The sequence below is a fragment of the Streptomyces sp. NPDC001443 genome (assembly GCF_053597355.1).
Genome location: NZ_JBSFIA010000010.1, coordinates 37,826 through 61,100, shown reverse-complemented (window position 1 = coordinate 61,100; position 23,275 = coordinate 37,826). Strand labels below are relative to the sequence as shown.

Below are 23,275 nucleotides of genomic sequence, written 5' to 3'. Positions count from 1 at the left end.
CGAGCTGAGGCTACTGATCGCCCGCCAAAGGAGCGAGCGGAAACGGAAATTGACCGTCCGTTCCCGGTCACTGCCTGCGGCACGTGCCGGAGGGAGGTCCGACCCGCACCGCACGAAGGGTGCCCGAGACACTGCCGAAGGACTCGGACAGCTCCGAAGATCCCCGAGAATAATGAAGATTGATCCACCGTCAAGGAAAATCGGGGTTAAGCACATTCACCACGCACGACGATCCGCCCCCTCCGTGCGGCCGGAGGGGGCGGATCTGGGTCGCGCGCGTCATCGGGCAGCAGCGATCAGCCCTGGGGAGGTGATCCCTACTGCTTCGGCGCGCCGACCGGCTTTCCGTCGGGGGACACCGCGTACCACGTACCGCCGACGCCCTGACCGTTGATGTCCCCGGCCGCCTTGTCACCGGAGAAGGTGTAGATCGGCCAGCAGTTGACCGTCTGCTGCTTGACCCCGTCGGGCCGGGTGAAGCTCATCAGGCCCTTCTTCACGACACCCTCGGTGTCGTTCGCGGCGACGGGCGCGACCGCCGGCCACTTCTCCAGGCAGGCCCCGGTGCAGTTCGACACCGACTTGGGCCACGCCTTGTCCTTCAGGAAGCGGTAGACCGTCATGCCGTTCTTGTCGACGACGATGTCACCCAGGGTGGGGTCCTTGCGGACGGACAGCCCGGCCAGGCTGGCCGACTTCGCCTTCTTGCCGTCGGGGGCCAGCGCGAACCACTTGTTGCCCACGCCCTGACCGGCGGTGTCCCCGGCCTTGGTGTCCTTGGCGTAGCGGTACGCGGGCCAGCCGTTGACGGTCAGCTGCTTCGTGCCGTCGGTGCGGGTCACCTCGCCGAGCAGCGACTTGTCGATGCCCTCGCCAGCCGTGGCGTCGTCCGCGGGGACGGGCGGCCAGGTCGTGGCACAGTCGCCGTCGCAGTTCGACTTGGGCGGCTCGGCGGTGTCCTGGTCGAAGCGGTACAGGGTCAGACCGGTGCTGTCGGTGAGCACCTTGCCGAGCTGCGCGTTGTCGGACACGGTGAGCTCGCCGGCGGTGGCGGTCTGCGCCACCGGGTCGTTGTTGGAGGCGTCGGCGCCGAGGCCGGTGCCCGCGCTGCCGTAGCTGCCCGCCGCGGCCGTGGCCCCGACGTTCTGGCTGGCGGCCGGCGTGCCGTTTTCCTGGCCGCACGCCGTCGTCAGCGCCAGCACGGACACAGCGCTCGCCACGAGAGAGGCGCTCCGCCAGGAGGTCTTCATCGTCAACTCCCCGATCATCCACATTGGGTGCTGCGACTCCCTGTGAGCCGCCGCACGACACTGGGTACGCACGGGCATGGGGGTTGTGTTCAGCCACGGCACGAAATTCTTTCCGGAACCTGTGTCCCACCCCGCCCACCTCGTACGCGAGTACGTGCCGACCGCCCCGGCCCGGCGAACCGCTCAAACCGCCGTGCGGCACCTGTCCCTCCTTCGGGGCAATCCTCGACCGGTCCGGCGTGTGCGGCCCCGGCAGAGCGAATGATCTCCGTCGTGCATGGACCCGAACCGACCCGATCCGCCTGCGTCACAAGGGCGTTGGCCGTTGTCACGCTGGTCTGGACGCTGGTGGGCGCACCGGTCGGCATCGCGGCGGCCGACGCCTGCGCGTGGGCCTCGACCGGCCCGGACGGCATGGCCGCGGTGGCGGTCGCGGGAGGCGGCGCCCACGCGGCGGCGGTCGCGGGAGGTGGCACCTGGCCCACTCCCCCGTCGTGCCCGGTGCCGTCGCCGACCCCGCCACCCCCGCCGCCTCCGCCACCACCACCGCCTCCGCCACCACCGCCTCCGCCGCCCCCTCCTCCACCACCGAAGCCCACGCCCGCCCCGACCCCGGCGCCGCCGAAGCCCCGGCCGAAGCCACCGCCCCCTCCGCCACCGGCACCGCCCGCGCCCCGGCCACGGCCCGTCCCGCCGCCCCCGCCGCCACCACCGGCCCCCGCCCCGGCGAGGACCCCCGAGCCGCCGCCGAAGCCCACCCCGCGTCCCTCCGTGACGCCCGTGAGCTATCCGCGCCACCACTCCGCCCCGCCGCCGCGGCCCGCCCGCGACACCACGCCACCCGTCGTCTACGTCCTGCTCATCACCGTGCCCGCGCTCGTCGCCGTCGCCGCGCTGCGCCCCCGCTGACCCTCTGGAGGCACCTCTTGCCGGAATGGCTTGTTCTCACGCTCGCGATGGTGGCCGCCTGCGCCGTGGTGGTCGTGATCACCCTGGTACGGGCCCGCAGAGCCCCTGAGGACGAGGACCCCGACGAGACACCGGACGTCATCGAGTACATGACGATGTGGATCGGCGTGGTCTACGCGATCGTCCTGGGCCTGGCCATCGCCGGTGTCTGGGAGGCGCGCAGCGTCGCCCAGGACCACGTACAGGCGGAGGCCCAGGCGCTGCACGAGATCTCGGAGCGGGTCCGGGCGTATCCCCCCGATGTACGGGACCGGATCCGGGCGGACGTCAACGCCTATGTCGGACACGTCGTGACCACCGAGTGGAAGGCGATGGCCGACCACGGGGACATCACGGACCGGGGTACCGAACTGCTGGGACGCGTCCGCGCCGACGTCACGGACTACCAGCCGAAGAACGACTTCGAGGCCCAGTCCTACCAGCCGCTGCTCGACCAGGTCGCCGCGGCGGACCAGGCGCGCAACGCCCGCGCCGACTCCACCGGGTCCACCATGCCCGGCGTGGTGTGGTTCGGACTGCTCATCGGGGCCGTCATCACCATCGGCATGGTCTTCGCGCTCCAGATCCGGCGTACCGCGCGGGAACTCGCCCTGGCCGGGATGTTCTCGGCGCTCATCGCCTTCCTGCTCTTCCTGATCTGGGACTTCGACTCGCCCTACAGCCGCGGCGTCGCCGCGACCGCGGAGCCGTTCCTGCAGCTGTTCCCGCACGCGGGCGGCTGACGGGCCGTTCCGGGGAGGGACACCGGCGCCCGCGGCGCGCCGCCGGTGTCCCACGGGCGCCGGTGTCCCTCCCGGTCGCGCGCGGGGATTCACCCGCGCGGCCCACACGGTTGACCCGTTCGCACTACTGCGATCGCGGGGGTACCCGCCCGTTCCTAGCGTTTCGGTCATCGAGGCGCATTTTCGGCTCAGGCGGAACAGGTCCGCGGCTGCTCCTCGGAGACCGGAGGATCCACCATGCGCGCGATACGCGTCGCGTCGGCCGCCCTGCTGGGCGTCACCGCCGCACTGGCCCTCTCCGCGCCGGCCGTCGTCGCGAGCGACGACGACAGCGGCCACGACGTCACACCGTTCGGTTTCAGCGTGCTGCCCCGCAGCATCGCGGCGGGCGGGCAGCTCACCCTCCAGATCGACCGCGACGGGGGCGGCTGCCGGGGGACCGCCACGGTCGCCTCGGGTGCCTTCGACACGGTACGGATCCCCGCCGGGCGTCCGTCGGCCGTGACCACGGTCGACCGGGCCGCGCGGGCCGGGGCCGTGCACCGGGTGACGTTCACCTGCGACGGGGTGAGCGGGTCCACGGACCTGACCATCGCCGAGGGCGGGCCCGACGACACCGGCCTCACGCCCGTACCGGTGCAGCAGGTCCCGCGGGCCGTCCAGGCGGGCGAGGGCGGCAGCGTCGCCGGCTTCGACCTGAAGGAGATCGCCCTGGGCGCCGCGCTCATCGCGGGCTCCATCGGCACGGCGTACCACCTCGGGCGCCGCCGCGAGAGCGAGGACGGCGACTGACGGTCGGAAGCGCTTCCCGGCGCGGCGGTCGGACGCGCTTCCCGGCGTGACGGTCGGACGCGCTTCCGGCGTGACGGTCAGACGCGCTTCCGGCGTGACGGTCAGACGCGCTTCCGGCGTGACGGTCAGAAGCGCTTCTCGGCGCGGCGCCGCATCCAGCACACCACTCCGCCGAGGCCGGCCGCGCCCACGAGCCCGCCGCCGACGGCCATGTCGGTCGGGGTCGCGCCGATCGAGATACCGCCGCCGATCCCGCCGCGGACACCGCCGATCACGGTGAAGGCCGCCGGGCGGGTCAGGGTCCGGCCGTTGCAGTCGACCGTGATGTCGTACCGGCCGGGCCGGACGTTGTTGTAGATGACCGCGACGCCCCTGGCGGTGTCGTTGGTGCCGTTGAGCGGTCGCAGCGGGCTGTTGCGGAAGGCGCGCGAGGCCATGACGCCGCCGTTGCGGCAGCCGTCCACGGTGACGGTGAGCCGGCCGCCGGCGGGGACCACGCCGGGCTGGGCGATGATGTTCCGCGGCCCGAAGCCGTTGTTGTTGTTGAAACCGATGTTGTTGCCGACGCCGTCGGGGCCCCGGTTGTCGAGGCCTCCGTTGTTCCCGAGGCCGTTGTCCGGACCGAAGGCGCCGTCGGGGCCCCGGCCGTTGTTGCCGAGAACACCGTCGTTGCGACCCGGGCCGAAGTCGTTGCGACCCCGGCCGAAGTCGTTGCGCCCCGGGCCGAAGTTGTTGTTGTTCCCGAAACCGTTGTTGGGGCCGAAGGCGTTGTTCGGGCCGAATACGTTGTTCGGACCGAAGACGTTGTTGGGCCCGAAGACGTTGTTCCGGCCGAAACCGTTGTTGTTCCCGAAGCCGTTGTTGTTCCCGAAGACGTTGTTGGGACCGAAGACATTGTTGGGGCCGAAGACATTGCCCCGCCCGTTGTCCCTCCCCGGCCCGATACCACTGTTGTTGGGGAACCCGCCGCCCCAGTTGTTGCCCGGCCCGATGCCGCTGACCCCACCCACGCCGTTCGGAGGGATGCCGCCGCCCCCGTTGCCCATCCCGTCCGCGAAGGCCGCGGGGACCGCGAACCCGAGGACGGCGACCACAACGGCCGCCGTCGCCAGGGCACGTGAGTTTCGCATGAGTTCCTCCGCGGAAGGCGCCCCGGGACCCGTGCCCGGTCGATCGGCGAGAAAGCGTCTCCCGGTACGACCCTCGGACGCGCCGCACGCCGCCGCATTTCGGGAATGGTCCGTCCTGGTGAGACGACACGCCGACGGAAAACCTCGCGATCCGATGTCGCCGCAGGTCATTGACTGTCGGAAATTTCCTGTACGCCGCCGACCCGGATGGCGCACCCCGGACCCGGCACCACCCGTTCGCGCGTGACTCGTCGCCGCTTCCGCGTACGGGACTTAGCGTTTACGCAGGCGCGAACGACACGGCGACGGCCGGGTCGAGAGGGGATGGCGAATGTCCGCGTACGGGCTGTCCGAGGTGGCGGAAGAGGAGGAGCGGCCCAGGAAGCGTGCGCCGTGGGGTGTGATGGCGCTGGTGCTGCTGACCGGGCTCGCGCTGATCCGCAACGGGTCGGGCGAGTTCGACGTCGGACCTCCGCAGCCCGCCGCGGCCGCGGGCACCAACAGCAGCGGCGCCGCCCGGGGCGCGCTCGGCCTGGCCCCGGACCCCCTGCCCTACGCGGTGCCCGACCGGGTCAGGATCCCCGCGATCCAGGTGAACGCTCCCGTCACCCCGGTGGGCCTGGACACGGACGGCTGGATCGACGCGCCGACGCCGGACGACCCGAATCTGGCCGGCTGGTTCACCGGCGCCGTCTCGCCCGGCGAGAAGGGGACCGCGGTGATCGTCGGCCATGTCGACAACCAGCAGGGTCCCGCCGTGTTCTACGGGCTCGGGGCGCTGAAGAAGGGCAACCGCGTCGAGGTGGGGCGCCGGGACGGGAAGACCGCGGTCTTCGAGATCTACGGCATCGAGGTCTTCGAGAAGAGCAACTTCCCCAGCGATCGCGTCTACGGCTCCAAGGGCACCCCCGAGCTGCGGGTCATCACCTGCGGCGGCGGCTTCACCCAGCAGAACGGCTACGACGGGAACGTCGTCGTCTTCGCCCGCCTGGCCGAGGTCCGCTGAGCGCTCCCCGGCCGGGCGGGCGATCGTCGCTCACGCGTACTGCCGGCGCGGGACCGTGATGTGGTAGCCCGAGTCCAGCAGTCGCGGCAGGTAGTCGCGCAGCGCCTGGACGGTGTGCGAGCGGTCTCCCCCGGCGTCGTGCGAGAGGACCACCACGCCGGGCGCGGCACCGCTCTCCACCCGGTCGACGATGGTGCGGGCGCCGGGGACGGGTTCGGTCCAGTCGCGGGAGTCGACCGTCCAGGCCAGCGGGTCCATGCCGAGTTCGGCGCCGAGCTGGAAGGCGGCCCTGTTCCAGGCGCCGTAGGGGGCGCGGAACCACAGGGGGCGCTCGCCGTAGGCGTCCTCGATGACATCGCAGGTGCGCTCCATCTCGGAGCGGATCCGGGAGCGGCCGAGCCGGGTCAGCAGGGGGTGGGTCCAGGTGTGGTTGCCGACGATGTGCCCCTCGTCGGCCATCCGCGCCAGGAGGCCCTTGTTGGCGACGGCCATCTCCCCGCAGACGAAGAACATGGCACGTACGTCGTACCGGCGCAGGGTGTCCAGGACGCCGGGCGTGTAGCGGGGGTCGGGTCCGTCGTCGAAGGTCAGCACCATGGTGCGGCCGCGTCCGGACACACTCAGCAGGGGCTCGTGACGCACCAGGGTCCGGCGGGGCGCCGCGCGCGGGACGCCGTAGCCGGTCAGGGGTTCGAGGCGGTAGGCGGAGGGCTTCGACGCCAGCCGGCGGGCCGGGGCGCCCGCGGCTCCGGCCACGGGTCCGGCCGGCTCCTCGACCGTGTCCGGCATGAGCACACCGGCCGCTCCGGCCACTCCGGCCGCGCCCAGGGCGACGGCACCGGCGAGCAACGCACGGCGCCGCGTAATGATCTGATCCTCTTTCATGATTTATCAGTCGCACGGGTATCACCCGGTGCAGCACGAGGACACTTCAGCGGCGGCAGGAATGCACCCGTACGGTCGAGCGGGCCGGGTTCAGCGGTGGCGTACCAGGGGGAACGGCAGTGTCTCCCGGATGGTCAGGCCGGTGAGGAACATGACCACCCGGTCGACGCCGATGCCGAGCCCGCCGGTCGGCGGCATCGCGTACTCCAGGGCGTCGAGGAAGTCCTCGTCCAGTTCCATCGCCTCCGGGTCTCCCCCGGCGGCGCGCAGCGACTGCTCGGCGAGCCGGCGGCGCTGCTCCACGGGGTCGGTCAGTTCGGAGTAGGCGGTGCCGAGTTCGGTGCCGAAGGCGACGAGGTCCCAGCGTTCGGCGAGGCGCGGGTCGATGCGGTGCTGCCGGGTCAGCGGGGAGACGTCGGTCGGGAAGTCCTTGTAGAAGGTGGGCAGCCGGGTCTTCTCCTCGACCAGCCGTTCGTACATCTCCAGGACGATGTCGCCCGGGCCGTCGTCGGCGGTGTACGGGACCCCGGCCCGGTCGCACAGCCGGCGCAGCCGGGGCGGTTCCGTGCCGGCGTCGATCTCCTCGCCCAGCGCCTCGGAGATCGCGGCGTGCACGGTCCTGACCGGCCACGGCCCGGAGATGTCGTACTCCGTGCCGTCCTGGTGGGCGACGGGCCGGCCGAAGGCGGCGACGGCTGCGCCCTGGATCAGTTCGCGGGCGAGGTCGAGCATCACGTCGTAGTCGGCGAAGGCCTGGTAGGCCTCCAGCATGGTGAACTCGGGGTTGTGCTTGTGGGAGACGCCCTCGTTGCGGAAGGTGCGGCCCAGCTCGAAGACCCTCTCCAGGCCGCCGACGCACAGCCGCTTCAGATACAGCTCGGGGGCGATGCGCAGATACAGATCGAGGTCGTAGGCGTTGATGTGGGTGGTGAACGGGCGGGCGTTGGCGCCGCCGTGGATCTGCTGGAGCATCGGGGTCTCGACCTCCAGGTAGCCGCGGTCCAGCAGGCCCTGGCGCAGCGCCTGCACGGCGGTGGAGCGGACCCGCACGACGTCCCGGGCGGCGGGGCTGGTCACGAGGTCGAGGTAGCGCATCCGGACCCTGGCCTCGGGGTCGGCGAGACCGCGGCGCTTGTCGGGCAGCGGGCGCAGGCACTTTCCGGTGAGCTGCCAGGAGGTGACGAAGACGGTCGGCTCGCCGCTGTCGCTGCGGCCCGCGCGGCCGGTGACGGTGATGTGGTCCCCGATGTCGGTGTCGGCGGTGAACCGGTCGAGGGCGGGACCGGACTCCGCGCGGGTGAACGCCACCTGGTGGTCCGCCGACCAGTCGCGCAGCACGGCGAAGACGATGCCGCCGAAGTCCCGCACCAGCATGACCCGGCCCGCCACGGTGACCGGCCCGTCCGGGGGCACGGCGGCGAGGGTGTGGGTGCGCGGCGGGACACCGACCGGGTAGGGGTCGGTGCCGACGGCGCGCAGCCGGTCCAGCTTCTGGTGCCGGACGCGAACCTGCTCGGGCAGGCCCGCGTCCGGGCCGGCCGGCCCGGCCTCGTCCCCTCCGTCGAGACCGAGCGCCGACAGCGACGGCAGCCCGTACGTGGTGGCGGGCCGCCGCGCGCCTTTCGGGTGCCCCTTTCCCCAGAGTTTGCGCAGCGAGGGTACGGAGACGAAGCCCTCGGCGATGCCGGAGGCGAGGCCGATCCGGGCCAGGGAGGCGGCGTCCCCGTAGCAGAGGAAGCGCGGGTACCACTCGGGGCGGTACTTGGCGTTGGAGCGGTAGAGGGCCTCCAACTGCCACCAGCGGGAGAAGAACAGCAGCAGCCCGCGCCACGCGCGCAGCACCGGTCCGGCGCCGATGCGGGCGCCCTCCTCGAAGGCGGAGCGGAACACCGCGAAGTTGAGGGAGATCCGGCGTACGCCCATTTTGGGGGCGGCGGCGCACAGTTCGGCGACCATGAACTCCATCACGCCGTTGGGGGCGGTGCGGTCACGGCGCATCAGGTCCAGGGAGATGCCGTCGTCGCCCCAGGGCACGAAGGACAGCAGGGCGAGCAGCCGCCCGTCCTCGCCGATCGCCTCCACCAGGAGGCAGTCGCCGTCGGCGGGGTCGCCGAGGCGGTCCAGGGCCATCGAGAAGCCGCGTTCGGTCTCGGTGTCGCGCCAGGTGTCGGCCTTGTCGACGACCTCCTCCATCTCCGTCTCGCCGAGGCCGGCGTGACGGCGGACCCGGCAGGTGGCGCCGGTGCGCCGCACCCGGTGGGCGGCCTGCCGGGTGACCCGCATCTCGCGGCCGTCGAGGTCGAAGGAGGCGGGGTGCACGATCGCCTCGTCGCCCAGTTGCAGGGCGCCCAGACCGGCGCGGGCGTACGCCCTGGCGCCGTCCTCGGAGGCGCCCATCACGGCGGGCGCCCAGCCGTGGCGGCGGGCGACGTCGAGCCAGACGGCGATGGCGTGCGGCCAGGCCTCACGGTCGCCCACGGGGTCGCCGCTGGCCAGGCAGACACCGGCCTCGACGCGGTAGGTGACCGCGGCCTTGCCGCTGGGCGAGAAGACGACGGCCTTGTCGCGGCGGGTGGCGAAGTAGCCGAGCGAGTCGTCGGCGCCGTAGCGGCGCAGCAGGGCGCGGATGCGCGGCTCCTCGTCGTCGTGCAGGGCGGCTTCCAGGCGCTGGGAGCGGAACAGGGTCGCGGCGGCGTTCAGCAGGGCGAGGGCGCCGAACAGGCCGAGCAGGAAGGACACGACGTGGGGCGGCCGGCCGGCGAAGGAGCGGGCCGGGACCAGACCGCCGAGGACGCGGGTGGCCGACCAGGCCAGGTGCTGGCTCTCGGGCAGGGTGCCGGGGAAGAGGGACACCAGGCCCCAGCCGGCCAGGATCGCCACGGCGAGCCCGGCGACCAGCACGGCGAGCGCGCGGCGTACGGCGCCGCGGCGGGAGGCGGCGTAGAACTCCCCGCGCGCGAGGACCAGGAGGATCAGCGCCAGGCCGCACACGACGAGGGACGGCAGGGACGCGGCGTAGAGGCCGACGGCCACGCCCAGGGCGTCGGTCAGGACCAGCAGGCCCAGATAGACCACGACCAGCCACCAGGCGATCCGTTTGCGGGCGCCGGTGGCGGCGGCCAGCAGGAACAGGAAGACGGCGTAGGCGAGGTTGGCGCTGACGGGGACGGTCAGCAGGTCGAGGAACTCCTCGACCGGGTTCAGCAGCACGCGCAGCGGCGGGATCAGGTCGAGCAGGGCGCAGAACAGGCCCAGGGCGCCGAAGAAGGTCGCGAAGGCCTCGGGCACCCTGCCGAGGAAGCCGCCGCCGGGCGGCCGTATCGGGCCTGGGGCGTCCTCGGCCGGGGCGGCCTCCACGGGGGCACTCATGTACCGACTGTAGGAACAGCCCGCCCGCTCCGCCCGTCGAGAGCCCGGTCCCCCACCCCCGTGGGCCCGCCGAGAGGTCCCGGCCCGCCTGCCGGGAGGGCCTGCGGACGGCCCCTCGGGGGGTGGCGGATCCGGTCGCCGGACCGGCCTCGGAGCGGCCTCGGACCGGTCGGGGACCGGACCGGGTGCCTCCGATAGCCTCGAGGCGTGATGGAACAGCACTCTTCCCGGTTCGAGCGGGGCACCGACGGGCCCAAGGTCATCGTCGTCGGGGTGGACGGCTCCGACTCCTCGCTCCGCGCCGCGGCCTACGCGGGCGGGCTGGCCAGGCGCCAGCACGCACTGCTCGCGGTGGTCTACGTGCAGCCGGTGATGGCGGCGGGCGCCGCCCTGGGAGTGCCGGTGGCGGAGACGACCGACGAGATCGCCGAGGACCTGGTCGGCCAGATCCGGGAGGCCGCCGAGCGGGTCAAGGGGATATTCGACGTGCGCTGGGAGTTCCACACGTTCCGCGGCGATCCCTACGGCGGCCTGGTCAAGGCGGCCGACGAGCTCAAGGCGGACGCGGTGGTGGTGGGCGCCTCGGAGCAGGCCGGCCACCGGATCGTCGGCTCCGTGGCGGTACGGCTGGTGAAGGCGGGGCGCTGGCCGGTGACGGTCGTCCCGTAGCCGGACCGATGACAGTCGTGCCCCAGCCGGACCGACGACGGTCGTCCCGTAGCCGGACCGATGACAGTCGTGCCCCAGCCGGACCGACGACGATCATCCCGTAGCCGGACCGATGACAGTCGTGCCCCAGCCGGACCGACGACGATCATCCCGTAGCCGGACCGATGACAGTCGTGCCCCAGCCGGACCGGCGACGGTCGTCCCGTAGCCGGACCGATGACAGTCGTGCCCCAGCCGGACCGACGACGGTCGTCCCGTAGCCGGACCGATGAGGACTCGGCGCGGGCCGAACCCGGCGCGGGCTCACTCCCCCATCGTCAGGCCGTCCTTCGCCGCGCCCCGGCTGAGGACCACCTCCCGGATGCGGTCGCGCACGCCTTCGACGTCGGCCCCCTGGGCGAGCGCCTGGTTGAGGTCCACCACGCGCCCGGCGTCGACGTCGAACATCTGCGGGACGAACTCGGCCCTGCTCACCTCCCAGCGCCCACCGGGCCGGGACGGCGGGCTGAAGGTGAAGCGGCCGATCGTGGACTGGTTGCCGCGCGGGTCCCGGACGCCCCGGCGGTCCAGCGCCTCACCGGCGACCTGGTCGCCGGTCCCGTACACCACCCAGGTGCCGTTGACCTTCTCGTACGCCTGCGGGACATGGGTGTGGGTGCCGATGATCAGGTCGATGTCGGGGCGCCCGTCGGTGCGCGCGGCGGTGAGCCGCCGCGCGAGGCTCTGCTGCCGGCCGTCCGGCGCCTCCTGCCACTCGGTGCCCCAGTTCAGGGAGACGACGACCACGTCGGCGCCCGCCTTCCGGGCGGTCCTGGCGTCGGCGAGGATGCGGTCCTCGTCGACCGGGCCGACGGCCCACGGCTGCCCGTCGGGCAGCGGGTGGCCGTCGGTGTCCGACGTGTAGGCGAGGAGGGCGACCGCCGCGGGTCCCGCGCGCAGCATCGTGGTGGTGCGCGCCTCGGCCTCGGAGCGGGCCGTCCCGGCGTGGGCCAGGCCCACCGTGTCGAGCGCGCCGAGGGTGCGCTGGATCCCGGGCGCGCCGTCGTCGAGGCTGTGGTCGGACGCGGTGGCGCAGCCGTCGTAGCCGGCGGCGGCGAGGGCGAGGGAGAGCTCCGACGGGGACACGAGGGCGCCGGGGGCGCCCGGTTCGTCGGCGGCGCCGTACACGGTCCCCAGGTGACACAGCGCCAGATCGGCCCGGGAGACGGCGGATTCGGCACCGGCGAGCATCGGCCGGAAGTCGTAGCCGGTGCCGCCCGCGTCGTAACGGGCCCGCTCGATGACCGAGCCGTTCGGGATCAGGTCACCGGAGGCGACCAGGGTGAAGCCGCGGACGGCGGCCGCGGACGGGCCCGGCAGGGCGGGCCGGCCGAACCGGGCGGGCTGTGCGGCCTCCTGCCGGTGGGCCTGGCAGGCCGCGGCCGCGGTGAGAACGGCCGTCAGGACCAGGGCCACCTGCCGTCTGCGTGCGATCATCACTCACCCCATCGCGATCGTATTTACCCATAAATAGGTACGGGATTGGCAGTCGTCGCAAACGGCCCCGGCACCCCCATTAACCCATTGGATGCGCACGACTGGGGCAGACGGACCGTTCGTCGAACCGTTCGCCGACGCGATCGACCGTCCGCCGCAGATCCGTGCGCGCGCCCTGTCCCCACGCCGCGCCCTGCGCTCCCATACGGCCATGACGGCCGGAACCATCCTCATGAAGTCGACGACCGCCGAACACGAGCTCGCCGCGCTCCAGCGCGAGCACGGACGGCCGCTCTTCGCCCTGCTGCTGAGGCTCTGCGACGGCGACCGGCAGCGCGCCGAGGACCTCGTCCAGGAGACGCTGGTACGCGCCTGGCAGCATCCCGAGGCGCTGCGCGCCGACGACTTCACCTCCGTACGGCCGTGGCTGCTGACCGTGGGGCGGCGCCTGGCGATCGACGCGCGACGGGCCCGGCAGGCCCGTCCGGCGGAGGTCGGGGACGCCGTGCTGGAACACGCGCCGGTGTGCGCCGACCACGCCGATCGGTCCGCCGCCATGCTCGACGTGCGCGAGGCTGTGAAGACTCTCACTCCGGAGCACCGCGAGGTCCTGGTGCTGGTGTACTTCCTCGGGGCCAGCGTGGCGGAGGCCGCACAGGCCCTCGGCATCCCGCCGGGTACGGTGAAGTCCCGGGCATACTACGCGCTGCGCGCCCTGCGCCGGGTTCTTCCGGGATACGCCGCCGACCTGCGCTGAAACCAGTGGGAAAGTCAAACCTCCGTAAAGCGCCTTGCTGCGGGACCCGGTTGAGTAATCCGCTGTCCTCATCCGTGTTCCGGACCGGGGGCTCGGGTTCGGGCAACGCGCACGCAACGGAGGAAGGCAGGAAGGGATGCTGCACAGAGGTGAGCAGGAGACGGACGGTACCGACGGCGGTGAACTGACCGTTCCCATGGCCTGGTTGTACGCCGAGTACATCGCCGACGAACTGCTGCGGACCGGCGATCTGATGCCGCCGACGTCCTTCGAGTTCCGCGCCGGGCGGGACGCCCTGGCCCTCACGATCTTCCTGTCCGACACGGACGGCGAACTCTCCGGCATCCGGGTCATCACCCAACTGGAGACCTGGCTCTCGCTGACGGCGTACGACCAGCCGTGGCAGGAGTGGGTGCGCGAGCGGATGGCCCAACTCACCGCCGAGGCGGCCGAGTCGGCGGGACCGGCGGCGGACCTGGAGCTGGCGGCGACGGCCTGGCGCTGGCTCCGGGAGACGGAGTTGCTCGCACCCGATCTGAACGCCGTACCGGGCGGAGGTTCGCAGGTCGGCGAGGACGACGGACCGAAGGTGTGGACGCCCGCGTGGCAGCTCGGACTGCCCCTCGGACACCTCGCGATCCATCTTTTCTAGAATCCGACCAATCCGTGGAGCCGACGGCTACGAACTCGTTGGTTACGATTCGGTGCGGGCCTTGAGTGATTCGGCAGCCTGGTGCGTACCGGTGGGAGCAAGCAGTAACCCCACCGACACCCAAAGGCACAAGGATTCCGCATGAGGTCCCTGGAAAGGCATCGAGACGTCGGCGCGTACGCGCTCGGCCTCCTGGACGAGGCGGAGGCCTTCCGCTTCGAGGACCACCTCATGGAGTGCCCGCAGTGCGCCGCGCAGGTCACCGAATTCGGCCCCACGGCACGGCAGTTGCTGCTGTACCGGAAGGCGACGCCGCGCTCCGTGCACCCGATGGCAGGTCCCGGCCCCCAACTGCTCGACAGGCTCCTCGGCGAGGTCGCCACCCGGCACCGGGCCCAGCGCCGCCGGCTGCTGTTCGCCCTGGCCGCCTCCGTGGTGGTCGCGCTGGCGGGAGGCGTGCTCTCGACCACGCTGGGCGGCGGCGACGGGACGGCGCGGGTCACGGCGACCGACGAGCGGTCGGGCGTCTGGGCCCAGCTCACGACCCAGGACGAGGCGTACGGCAGCGAGGTCGAACTCCAGGTCAAGGACGGGGCGGGCCCGCGCTCCTGCCGCCTGGTCGCGGTCTCCGACGACGGCTCGGAGCAGACCCTGGCGAGCTGGATGGTCCCGACCCACGACGCCCGCCCCCTCACCATGCACGGCGGCTCGACCCTCCACTCCGACCAGATCACCCGGTACGAGGTCCGCACGGCCGACGGCGAGCACCTGGTGACCCTGCCCGCACCGCACTGAGACCCGGCCCGGAAGGGGACGCTTCGCGGAGCCGCCGCCTCGGGGAGTTCCGGCATACGTCCAGAGTGCCGTCAGGGGGCGTTCACCGGCCGGACGCCGACGGACACCGGCCGGAGCGGGGCCGGCGCCGGCCGACGTGGTCAGGGCCGTTCCGGGACCACGAACTCGCACCACACGCACTTTCCGCCGCCCCGCGCCTCCACGCCCCACATGTCGGTGAGCCGGTCCACCAGCAGCAGGCCCCGGCCGGCCATCCCTGCCTCCCCGACCTCGCGGCGGCGCGGCAGGGCGCTGGAGGAGTCCTCGACCTCGACGCGCAGCCGGCGGCCGGCGCCGACGAGGACCCGCAGGGTGAGGATCGCGGCGCCCTCGGTGTGCATGAGCGCGTTGGTGATCAGTTCATCGGCCACCAGTTCGACCTCGTCGGTACGGTCGCGCGCGCCCCAGGAGCGGACCGCGGTCCGGAGCATATGGCGGGCGTGGGTGAGCGCCTGCGGATCGCCGGGGGCCACGTGCCGGCGGATGCGGCCGCCGGACTGCCGGCTGTCCGGGCGGCGGCGGTGCAGCAGGAGCAGCGCCACGTCGTCGTCGCCGCCGCGTTCGTCGGCCACCTCGATCAGCCGGCCGGCCAGTTCCCGGACACCTTCGGGGCCTTCGGTGACGAGCGCGGTGAGCGTCTTCATCCCGTCGTCGAGGTCGGCGCCGGGCTGTTCGACCAGGCCGTCGGTGCACAGCAGCAGGGTGTGGCCGGGATCGAGCTCGATGGTGCCGACCGGGTAGGCGAGGCTGCCGAACTCCGCGGACAGGCCGAGCGGCAGTCCGCCCGGGACGGCGACCCGGCGGCAGGTCCCGTCGGGCGCCCGCAGCAGCGGGTCGAGGTGGCCGGCCCGGACCACCTGGACCACCCCGGTGGACAGGTCGGCCTCCGCGTACAGGCAGGTGGCGAAGCGCTCGGTGTCCAGGTCGCGCAGGAAGACGGAGGCGCGGGCCATCACGGTGGCCGGGGGGTGCCCCTCGGCCGCGTAGGCGCGCAGCACGATGCGCAGCTGGCCCATCACCGCGGCGGCGTGCGTGTCGTGGCCCTGGACGTCGCCGATGACGGCGCCGACCCGGCCGCCGGGCAGCGGGATCAGGTCGTACCAGTCGCCGCCGATGTCCCGGCCGTGGGCGCCGCCGACGCTGGCCGCCCGGTAGCGGACCGCCACGTCGGCGCCGGGCACGCTGGGGATGGTGCGCGGCAGCATGGCCCGTTGCAGGCCCTGGGCGATGTCCTTCTCCTGCTCGTAGAACATGGCCCGTTGCAGGCTCTGGGCGATGCTGCTGCCGAGGGCGACGAGGATGTTGCGTTCCTCGGGGGTGAAGCCGCGGCGGTCGCCGTAGAGCAGGCCCATGGCACCGATCGGGCGGGCCTGCACGATGAGCGGCAGATACGCGGCCGAGGTGATGTCCAGATCGGCGAGGCCGGGCCACAGGACGGGGTACCCGGCGGCGAACTCCTCCGGCGACTCGATGAACCGGGGGCTGAGGGTGCGTACGACCTCGCTCATCGGGTACGGGTCGTCGATGCGGGTGACCAGGGTGCCGGGCACGAAGCTGCCCTCGGGCCCCTCGGCGACCAGCCGGATGCGGCCCGCCTCGACGAGACCCATGACCAGGCTGGTCGCCCCGAGGTGGGTGAGGCCGTGGGTGTCCTTGAGCACGTCGATGACGTCGCGGACGGTACGGGCGTGGGCGAGGGCGGCGGTGGTGAGCTGGACGACGTTGGTCTGCTCCCGGCGGGCGCTGTCCAGGTCGGCCGCCTCCTGGCGTTCGGCGAGGTCGCCGAGTTCCTGGGTGGCGTCGCGGACGATGCCCACGATCCGGCGCGGGCGGCCCGTCCCGTCGCGTCTGATGTAGCCCTGGGTGTGGGTCCAGCGCAGGGTGCCGTCGCGGCAGCGGAGCCGGAAGTAGGCGCCGTAGTTCTCGCTGCCGTCCTTGATCGCCTGGGTGACCAGGGTGTCCAGTCGCAGGCCCTCGGTCTGGGGGACCCGCACGGAAAGGGTCTCCGGGTGTCCGTCGTATTCGTCGGGGCGCACGTCGAAGATGTCGTGGGCGAGGGCGTCCATGTGGAGCAGGCCCGTGTCCAGGTCCCAGTCGAAGCTGCCCATGCGGTTGAGCGCCAGAATGGGATCCGGGTGGGCGGGCCAGTCGTCCGGGAGTGACACGGCGCTCGCTCCCCGATCAGCCATGGGCCCACTTTGCCAGCATTTGCCCGATTATTCGACCGGTACGTACGGTCCGTCGCCTCCGAGGCGCGCGACTCTTGACCGGATCAGCGGCCGAAGAGATCGGTCGGGCTGTCGAAGATGCTTCCGGCGGCGCCGTCCGCGAGGTCGCCCGTCACACCGCCCACGAGGCCGGAGTCGTCCGCGCCGGCCGTGCCGGTCAGGCCGTCCGTGTCGACCACGCCGTCCGCGCCATCGGCACCGTCCGTACCGACCGGGGCGCCGGAGACGCCACCGGCGTCCGGGTCGTCGGGGATGAGCCCGCCGCCGTCGGGCAGGTCCGGTATCTCCGGCACGCGCGCGGGGCCCACCTCGTCGGAGAGCGACTCGGGGGCGCCCGTCGCGGCGGCGATGCCGGACTCGCCGGGCAGGGCGGCGTGGCGCGGGTCCGCGTCGGTGCGCGGCCGGGGCGACCCCGTGGTCCGCCCCGGCCGCTCGGGCGCCCCCTTGCCGCAACCGGCCATCAGGAGCGCCGCCGAGAGCGCGCAGACCAGGACGAAGGCTTTGATGATTGTCCGCACCGCGCACTCCTGGATCATTTTTAATGATTCACATCATTTCGGGTGATTCAGGACTATTGTTTGCGTCATTCACTCGGGTCACGCAACTGGAGGCATCGGACACGGAGCGTGAAGGCGGCAGAATGGAGGAGAGGGAGCGGCCGTGAACTGGTTCACCGCATCCGAGTACGGGCTGACCCGGCTGGTCTTCCAGCGGGGACTGGCCGCCGTGTACCTCGTGGCGTTCCTGGCGGCGGCCCGCCAGTTCCGGCCGCTGCTGGGCGAACGCGGGATGCTGCCGGTGCCGCACTTCGTCGCCCGGATGCCGTTCCGGCTGGCCCCCAGCGTGTTCCATCTGCACTACTCCGACCGCTTCTTCGCGGGCTGGGCCTGGACGGGCTGCGCGGTCTCGGCGGCCCTGCTCGCGGGCGCGGACTCGCTGCTGCCCCTGTGGGGAGGGATGCTGCTGTGGCTGGTGCCGTGGGCGCTGTACCTGTCGATCGTCAACGTCGGCCAGACCTGGTACTCGTTCGGCTGGGAGTCCCTGCTGCTGGAGGTCGGCTTCCTCGCCGTCTTCCTGGGCAACGACAAGGTGGCCCCGCCGGTGGTGGTGCTGTTCCTGCTGCGCTGGATCCTGTTCCGGGTGGAGTTCGGGGCGGGTCTGATCAAGATGCGCGGCGACGCGTGCTGGCGGAAGCTGACCTGTCTCTACCACCACCACGAGACCCAGCCCATGCCGGGACCGCTGAGCTGGTTCTTCCACCATCTGCCCAAGCCGCTGCACCGGGCGGAGGTGGCGGCCAACCACGTCACCCAGCTGATCGTCCCCTTCCTGCTGTTCACCCCGCAGCCCGTCGCCGGAGCCGCCGCGGCCCTGATGATCGTCACCCAGCTGTGGCTGGTGCTGTCGGGCAACTTCGCCTGGCTGAACTGGATCACCATCGTGCTGGCCGTGCCCGCGCTGCGGCTGCCCGGCGCCCCGCCGTCGCCGTCCGCCGCGCCCCTCTGGTACGAGGTGGTGGTCCTCGCCGTCGCCGCGCTGCTGCTGTTCCTCAGCCACCACCCGGTGGTGAACATGATCTCCCACCGGCAGGTCATGAACCGGTCCTTCGACCCGCTGCACCTGGTGAACACCTACGGCGCGTTCGGCAGCGTCAGCCGGGTCCGCTACGAGGTGGTGGTCGAGGGCACGCGCGACGCCGCGCCGCACGAGGACGCGGACTGGCGGGAGTACGAGTTCCGGGGCAAGCCTGGCGACCCACGGCACTGGCCGCGCCAGTTCGCGCCGTACCACCTGCGGCTGGACTGGCTGATGTGGTTCGCCGCGCTGTCGCCCGGCTACGCCGGGGCATGGTTCGGCGCGCTGGTGGAGCGGCTGCTGGAGAACGACCGCGACACGCTGAAGCTGCTCAGGCGCTCCCCGTTCCCGGCGGACGAGCCGCCGCACTTCGTCCGCGCCCGCCTCTTCCGCTACCGCTACACCACCTGGCGCGAACTGCGGGAGACCGGGGCGTGCTGGGAGCGGGTGTACGTACGGGAGTACCTGCCACCGACCCGGCTCGCGGGAGCGGCCCAGCGGTCGTCCTGAGCACCACCGGCCGGAACCGTCGGCAGGGTGCTTAGCGGCTTCCGGAAGCGGGCGTCCCGGCCACGGGCGTCCCGGCCACGGGCGTCCCGGCTGCCGGCGTCCCGGCTGCCGGCGTCCCCGCTGCGGGCGTCCCGGCCACGGGCGTCCCGGCCGCGGGCGTCCCTGCTGCCGGCGTCCCCGCTGCGGGCGTCCCGGCTGCCGGCGTCCCCGCTGCGGGCGTCCCGGCCACGGGCGTCCCGGCCACGGGCGTCCCGGCTGCCGGCGTCCCGGCTGCCGGCGTCCCCGCTGCGGGCGTCCCGGCCGCGGGCGTCCCGGCCGCGGGCGTCCCGGCCGCGGGCGTTCCTGCTGCCGGCGTCCCCGCTGCGGGCGCCGGTCCGAGACCGTAGACCGCCGTGGCGGTGCCCGCGAAGAGCAGCGCGCGCTCGGCCGGGCCGAGCCCCGCGGTCAGCCGTCGCGCGCTCGCGTGCACCTCGGCGTAGCTCGCGGCGAGCGTGCACACCGGCCAGTCCGAGCCGTACATCAGCCGGTGCGGCCCGAAGGCGTCCAGCACGGTGTCCGCCCAGGGGCGCAGATCGGTCGTCCGCCAGGTCTCCCGGTCGGCCTCGGTGACCAGGCCCGACAGCTTGCAGACCGTGTTGGGGCGGGCGGCGAGGGCGCGCACGGCGCTCGCCCACGGCTCCCGTCCGCCCGAGGCGACGGGCGGTTTGCCCAGATGGTCGAGGACGAAGGTGAGCCCCTCGTGGTCGGCGGCGGCCGCCGCGCAGACGGGGAGTTGGTGCGGCAGCACCACGAGGTCGTAGACCAGGCCCGCCGCCGCCACGGCGGCCAGGCCCCGGCTCACGTCCGCACGCAGCAGCCACCGTGGGTCCGGCTCCCCCTGGACCTGGTGGCGGATGCCCTTGAGGCGGTCGCCGCCCGGGAGTTCGCGCAGCCGGGCGAGTTCGTCGGCGACGTCCGGGCGGGTCAGGTCGGTCCAGCCGACCACCCCGGCGATCAGCTCGTGCCCGGCGGCCAGGGCCAGCAGTTCCGGGGTCTCCTCGGCCACGGTGACCGTCTGGACGAGGACCGTGCGGTCGACCCCGGCCGCGCGGGCCTCGGGTTCGAGGTCGCCGACCGTGAAGTCCCGGCGCAGCGGCCCGAGTCCGGGGGCGTCCAGCCAGTCCTGGTCCCGGACGGACAGGTCCCAGACGTGGTGGTGGGCGTCGACGGTCACGACGACTCCCGGACGCGGGTGCGCGGGGCGCGCTTCATGCCGGCTCCTCCCCCGGGACGGGCGCCTCGGCGGGCAGCAGGCCGGTGTGCCGCAGTTCCCGCCAGAAGGACGCGGGTACCGGGGTCGCGAACTGGGTGGCGCAGTCGTCGACTTCGGCCGCCGAGCGGGCGCCGACGAGGACGCTCGCGACGGCCGGGTGCGCCGCGCAGAAGGCGAGCGCGGCGGCCCGCAGGGTGGTTCCGTGCCGGTCCGCGACGGACCTCAGCCGACGGGCCCGGGCCAGCAACTCGGGCGATGCCACGGTGTAGTCGTAGGTCGCGCCCGGTCCCGGGTCGGCCAGCAGGCCGGAGTTGAAGGCGCCGCCGACGACGACCGAGGTGCCGCGGGCGAGTGCGGCGGGCAGCAGGCCGGTGAGCGCGCTCTGGTCGAGCAGGGTGTAGCGGCCCGCGCACAGCACCACGTCGACGTCGGTCTCCCGGACGAAGCGGGTGAGCATCTCGGCCTGGTTCATGCCCGCGCCGATCGCGCCGACCACGCCCTGCGCGCGCAGCTCCGCCAGCGCCGGGTAGCCCTCGCGGAAGGCCTGTTCGGCGTGGTCGTCGGGGTCGTGGAGGTAGACGACGTCCACCCGGTCGAGACCGAGCCGGGCCAGGCTGGCGTCCAGGGCGCGCCGTACGCCGTCCGCGCTGAAGTCCCACACGCGCCGGTGGGTCGCGGGCACGGCGAACCCGGCCGCGAGGTCGTCGCCCGTGCCGTCCGACGGCTCCAGGCGGCGGCCCGCCTTGGTGGAGACGGTGTACGCCGACCGCGGACGGCCGCGCAGGGCGGCGCCGAGCCGGCGCTCGGACAGCCCGAGGCCGTAGTGCGGTGCGGTGTCGAAGGAGCGGATGCCGTGCCGCCAGGCGGCGGTGACGGCCGCGCGCGCCTGTTCCTCGCCGACCTCGGTGAACAGGTTGCCGATCCCTGCGCCGCCGAAGGCCAGCGCGGTGACCTCGACGCCGCTGCGGCCGAGGGTGCGCACCGCCGCGGCGCGGGGCGTGCTCATCGCCCGGCCGCGGGGCGCGGGCGCAGGCCCTGCATCCCGCCGTCGACCGCGAGCGCGGTGCCGGTGGTCGCGCCGGACAGCGGGCTCGCCAGGTAGGCGATGGCGCCCGCGACCTCGGCCGCGGTGACCAGTCGGCCGCTGGGCTGGCGGGCCTCCAGCGCGGCCCGTTCGGCGGCCGGGTCGTCGGCGGCGTCCAGCAGCCGCCCGATCCAAGGGGTGTCGGCCGTACCGGGGTTGACGCAGTTGACGCGGATGCCCTCGTGGAGGTGGTCGGCGGCCATGGCGAGGGTGAGGGCGAGCACGGCGCCCTTGGTCGCGCTGTACAGCGCCCGCCGCGGCAGACCGGCGGTGGCGGCGATCGAGCAGGTCTGGACGACGGCCGCGTGGGCCGAGTCCCGCAGGTACGGCAGCGCGGCGCGGGCGGTGCGGACCATCCCGAGGACGTTGACGTCCAGCACCCGGTGCCACTCGGCGTCGTCGTTGTCCTCGACGGTGCCCTGGGCGCCGATGCCCGCGTTGTTCACCAGGACGTCGAGCCCGCCGAGGCCGGCGACGGCGGCGGCCACCGCCTGCCGTACGGAGGCGTCGTCGCCGACGTCGGCGCGGTGGGCGAGCAGCGGCTCGGTCACGGCCGAGGGGTCCAGGTCGAGGACGGCGACCCGGGCGCCCCGGGCGGCGAGCAGTTCCGCGGTGGCCCGGCCGATGCCGGAGGCGCCGCCGGTCACCAGCGCCTTGAGGCCGTCGAAGTCGTTCATGCGGCCTGTCCTTCGCGCGATGCGAGGTCGGCGGCCCAGAAGGTGCCGCCGGGGTAGGTGTACCGCTCGATCGAGTCGGGCCGCAGGGCGGCCGAGAACCCCGGCGCGGTGGGTGCCGTGTAGTGGCCCTCGCGGACGACCACCGGGTCGACGAAGTGCTCGTGCAGGTGGTCGACGTACTCGATGACCCGGTCGTCGGTGGTGCCGGAGAGCGCGACGAAGTCGAACATCGACAGGTGCTGGACGAGTTCGCACAGCCCGACCCCGCCGGCGTGCGGGCACACCGGTACGCCGAACTTGGCCGCGAGCAGCAGCACGGCGAGGTTCTCGTTGACCCCGCCGACCCGGGCCGCGTCGAGCTGCACGATGTCGACGGCGCCGGCCTGGAGGAGCTGCTTGAAGACGATCCTGTTCTGGACGTGCTCGCCGGTGGCCACCTTCACCGGGGCGACGGCCCGGCGGATCGCCGCGTGGCCGAGGACGTCGTCGGGGCTGGTGGGCTCCTCGATCCAGTAGGGGTCGAACTCGGCCAGCGCCTTCGTCCAGACGATCGCCTCGCCGACGTCCCAGCGCTGGTTGGCGTCGATCGCCATCCTGATGCCGGGGCCCACCGCCCGGCGGGCGACCCGGCAGCGGCGTACGTCGTCCGCCAGGTCCGCGCCGACCTTCAGCTTGATCTGCCGGAACCCGTCGGCGACGGCCCGCGCGGCGAGCCGGGCGAGCTTGTCGTCGTCGTAGTCGAGCCAGCCCGGGGAGGTGGTGTAGGCGGGGAAGCCACGCTCCAGCAGGCGGGAGCGGCGCTCGTCCGCGCCCCGCCTGCCCCGGCGCAGCAGGTCCAGGGCCTCCGCGGGGGTCAGCGCGTCCGAGAGGTAGCGGAAGTCGACCTGGTCCACGAGCCAGGCCGGGTCCGCGTCGGCGAGGAGCCGCCACAGCGGCTTGCCCGCGCGTTTGGCGGCGAGGTCCCAGGCGGCGTTGACGACGGCCCCGATCGCCATGTGCATCACGCCCTTCTCGGGCCCGAGCCAGCGCAGTTGGCTGTCGCCGGTCAGGTCGCGGCCGAGCGTGCCGGGGTCGGCGCACAGGTCGGCCACGTCCCGTCCGACCACATGGGCGCGCAGCGCCTCGATCGCGGCGACCTGCACCTCGTTGCCCCGCCCGATGGTGAAGGTGAAGCCGTGGCCCTCGTCCCCGTCGGCCGCGTCGGTGCGCAGGACGACGTACGCCGCCGAGTAGTCGGGGTCCGGGTTCATCGCGTCGGAACCGTCGAGCTCGCGCGAGGTGGGGAAGCGGATGTCGTAGGTGTCGACCGCGACGACGCGGGCGCGGGACGGGGACGCGGGGGGCGACGCCGGGGACGACGACGACTGCGGGGGCACCGGGGACGACGCAGGGGGCACGGCGGGCCTTTCGGTCGGCTGCGGGACGGGGAACGCGAGGG

Annotated in this window: 19 protein-coding genes and 1 pseudogene; 9 read left to right on the top strand and 11 right to left on the bottom strand. The window is 73.3% G+C overall.

What is annotated here, in order from left to right; translation table 11 throughout:
• Nucleotides 1–317: 317 nt before the first annotated feature.
• Nucleotides 318–1,250, bottom strand: coding sequence for an SCO0930 family lipoprotein (locus ACWC24_RS13710; protein WP_450663111.1), 933 nt, complete (start codon nt 1,248–1,250; stop codon nt 318–320).
• A gap of 780 nt (nt 1,251–2,030) precedes the next feature.
• Here ACWC24_RS13710 and ACWC24_RS13705 point away from each other — a divergent pair.
• From ACWC24_RS13705 to ACWC24_RS13695, 3 genes are all read left to right on the top strand, one after another.
• Complete coding sequence (locus ACWC24_RS13705) at nt 2,031–2,159, top strand: hypothetical protein (protein WP_375976498.1); 129 nt, start codon at nt 2,031–2,033, stop codon at nt 2,157–2,159.
• Between the two features lie 17 nt (nt 2,160–2,176).
• A complete protein-coding gene (locus tag ACWC24_RS13700) occupies nt 2,177–2,941 on the top strand; it encodes a bestrophin-like domain (RefSeq protein WP_450662991.1) in 765 nt (254 codons plus the stop codon).
• Between the two features lie 237 nt (nt 2,942–3,178).
• Nucleotides 3,179–3,733: a hypothetical protein gene (locus ACWC24_RS13695; protein ID WP_450662990.1), complete on the top strand. Its 555-nt coding sequence runs from the start codon at nt 3,179–3,181 to the stop codon at nt 3,731–3,733.
• Between the two features lie 125 nt (nt 3,734–3,858).
• Here ACWC24_RS13695 and ACWC24_RS13690 read toward each other — a convergent pair whose 3' ends face one another.
• Nucleotides 3,859–4,863 carry a hypothetical protein gene (locus ACWC24_RS13690; protein WP_450662989.1) on the bottom strand — a complete coding sequence of 335 codons (1,005 nt, stop codon included), beginning with the start codon at nt 4,861–4,863 and terminating at the stop codon, nt 3,859–3,861.
• A 331-nt stretch (nt 4,864–5,194) separates the two neighbouring features.
• Here ACWC24_RS13690 and ACWC24_RS13685 point away from each other — a divergent pair, with 331 nt between their 5' ends.
• Entirely contained in the window at nt 5,195–5,869 is a 675-nt protein-coding gene (locus ACWC24_RS13685; protein WP_450662988.1) for a class F sortase, read from the top strand.
• A 30-nt stretch (nt 5,870–5,899) separates the two neighbouring features.
• Here ACWC24_RS13685 and ACWC24_RS13680 read toward each other — a convergent pair whose 3' ends face one another.
• On the bottom strand, nt 5,900–6,754 hold the full coding sequence (locus tag ACWC24_RS13680) for a polysaccharide deacetylase family protein (protein WP_450662987.1): 855 nt from the start codon (nt 6,752–6,754) through the stop codon (nt 5,900–5,902).
• A gap of 90 nt (nt 6,755–6,844) precedes the next feature.
• A complete protein-coding gene (lysX, locus tag ACWC24_RS13675) occupies nt 6,845–10,123 on the bottom strand; it encodes a bifunctional lysylphosphatidylglycerol synthetase/lysine--tRNA ligase LysX (RefSeq protein WP_450662986.1) in 3,279 nt (1,092 codons plus the stop codon).
• 207 nt (nt 10,124–10,330) lie between these two features.
• On the opposite strand from lysX, the gene ACWC24_RS13670 reads away from it, so the two are divergent.
• Nucleotides 10,331–10,792 carry a universal stress protein gene (locus tag ACWC24_RS13670; protein WP_162469938.1) on the top strand — a complete coding sequence of 154 codons (462 nt, stop codon included), beginning with the start codon at nt 10,331–10,333 and terminating at the stop codon, nt 10,790–10,792.
• A 303-nt stretch (nt 10,793–11,095) separates the two neighbouring features.
• On the opposite strand, the gene ACWC24_RS13665 is transcribed toward ACWC24_RS13670, so the two are convergent.
• Nucleotides 11,096–12,268 carry a CapA family protein gene (locus tag ACWC24_RS13665; protein ID WP_450662985.1) on the bottom strand — a complete coding sequence of 391 codons (1,173 nt, stop codon included), beginning with the start codon at nt 12,266–12,268 and terminating at the stop codon, nt 11,096–11,098.
• Nucleotides 12,269–12,479: 211 nt separating this feature from the next.
• Here ACWC24_RS13665 and ACWC24_RS13660 point away from each other — a divergent pair, with 211 nt between their 5' ends.
• The 3 genes from ACWC24_RS13660 to ACWC24_RS13650 all read left to right on the top strand — a co-directional run bounded on the left by ACWC24_RS13660 (nt 12,480) and on the right by ACWC24_RS13650 (nt 14,472).
• The gene (locus ACWC24_RS13660) at nt 12,480–13,025 is read left to right on the top strand and encodes a sigma-70 family RNA polymerase sigma factor (RefSeq protein WP_450663110.1); all 546 of its coding nucleotides are present in this window, start codon (nt 12,480–12,482) and stop codon (nt 13,023–13,025) included.
• Between the two features lie 136 nt (nt 13,026–13,161).
• A complete protein-coding gene (locus ACWC24_RS13655) occupies nt 13,162–13,677 on the top strand; it encodes a hypothetical protein (protein ID WP_450662984.1) in 516 nt (171 codons plus the stop codon).
• 141 nt (nt 13,678–13,818) lie between these two features.
• Nucleotides 13,819–14,472: a zf-HC2 domain-containing protein gene (locus ACWC24_RS13650; RefSeq protein ID WP_450662983.1), complete on the top strand. Its 654-nt coding sequence runs from the start codon at nt 13,819–13,821 to the stop codon at nt 14,470–14,472.
• A gap of 140 nt (nt 14,473–14,612) precedes the next feature.
• Here ACWC24_RS13650 and ACWC24_RS13645 read toward each other — a convergent pair whose 3' ends face one another.
• Both ACWC24_RS13645 and ACWC24_RS13640 read right to left on the bottom strand, forming a co-directional pair.
• Nucleotides 14,613–16,700, bottom strand: coding sequence for a SpoIIE family protein phosphatase (locus ACWC24_RS13645; RefSeq protein WP_450662982.1), 2,088 nt, complete (start codon nt 16,698–16,700; stop codon nt 14,613–14,615).
• A gap of 83 nt (nt 16,701–16,783) precedes the next feature.
• Nucleotides 16,784–17,257, bottom strand: coding sequence for a hypothetical protein (locus ACWC24_RS13640; protein WP_450662981.1), 474 nt, complete (start codon nt 17,255–17,257; stop codon nt 16,784–16,786).
• Between the two features lie 142 nt (nt 17,258–17,399).
• Here ACWC24_RS13640 and ACWC24_RS13635 point away from each other — a divergent pair, with 142 nt between their 5' ends.
• The gene (locus ACWC24_RS13635; RefSeq protein WP_450662980.1) at nt 17,400–18,824 is read left to right on the top strand and encodes a lipase maturation factor family protein; all 1,425 of its coding nucleotides are present in this window, start codon (nt 17,400–17,402) and stop codon (nt 18,822–18,824) included.
• Nucleotides 18,825–19,200: 376 nt separating this feature from the next.
• Here the strand turns inward: ACWC24_RS13635 and ACWC24_RS13630 are convergent.
• The 4 genes and pseudogenes from ACWC24_RS13630 to ACWC24_RS13615 all read right to left on the bottom strand — a co-directional run.
• Nucleotides 19,201–20,037 (bottom strand): annotated as a pseudogene (locus ACWC24_RS13630) (amidohydrolase family protein); the annotation flags it as partial.
• 34 nt (nt 20,038–20,071) lie between these two features.
• Entirely contained in the window at nt 20,072–21,058 is a 987-nt protein-coding gene (locus ACWC24_RS13625) for an aldo/keto reductase (protein WP_450663109.1), read from the bottom strand.
• Between the two features lie 20 nt (nt 21,059–21,078).
• Nucleotides 21,079–21,837, bottom strand: coding sequence for an SDR family NAD(P)-dependent oxidoreductase (locus ACWC24_RS13620; protein ID WP_450662979.1), 759 nt, complete (start codon nt 21,835–21,837; stop codon nt 21,079–21,081).
• Nucleotides 21,834–23,234, bottom strand: a complete 1,401-nt coding sequence (locus ACWC24_RS13615) for an enolase C-terminal domain-like protein (RefSeq protein ID WP_450662978.1) — start codon at nt 23,232–23,234, stop codon at nt 21,834–21,836. The genes ACWC24_RS13620 and ACWC24_RS13615 overlap by 4 nt, the downstream gene beginning before the upstream one ends.
• Nucleotides 23,235–23,275 lie beyond the last annotated feature (41 nt).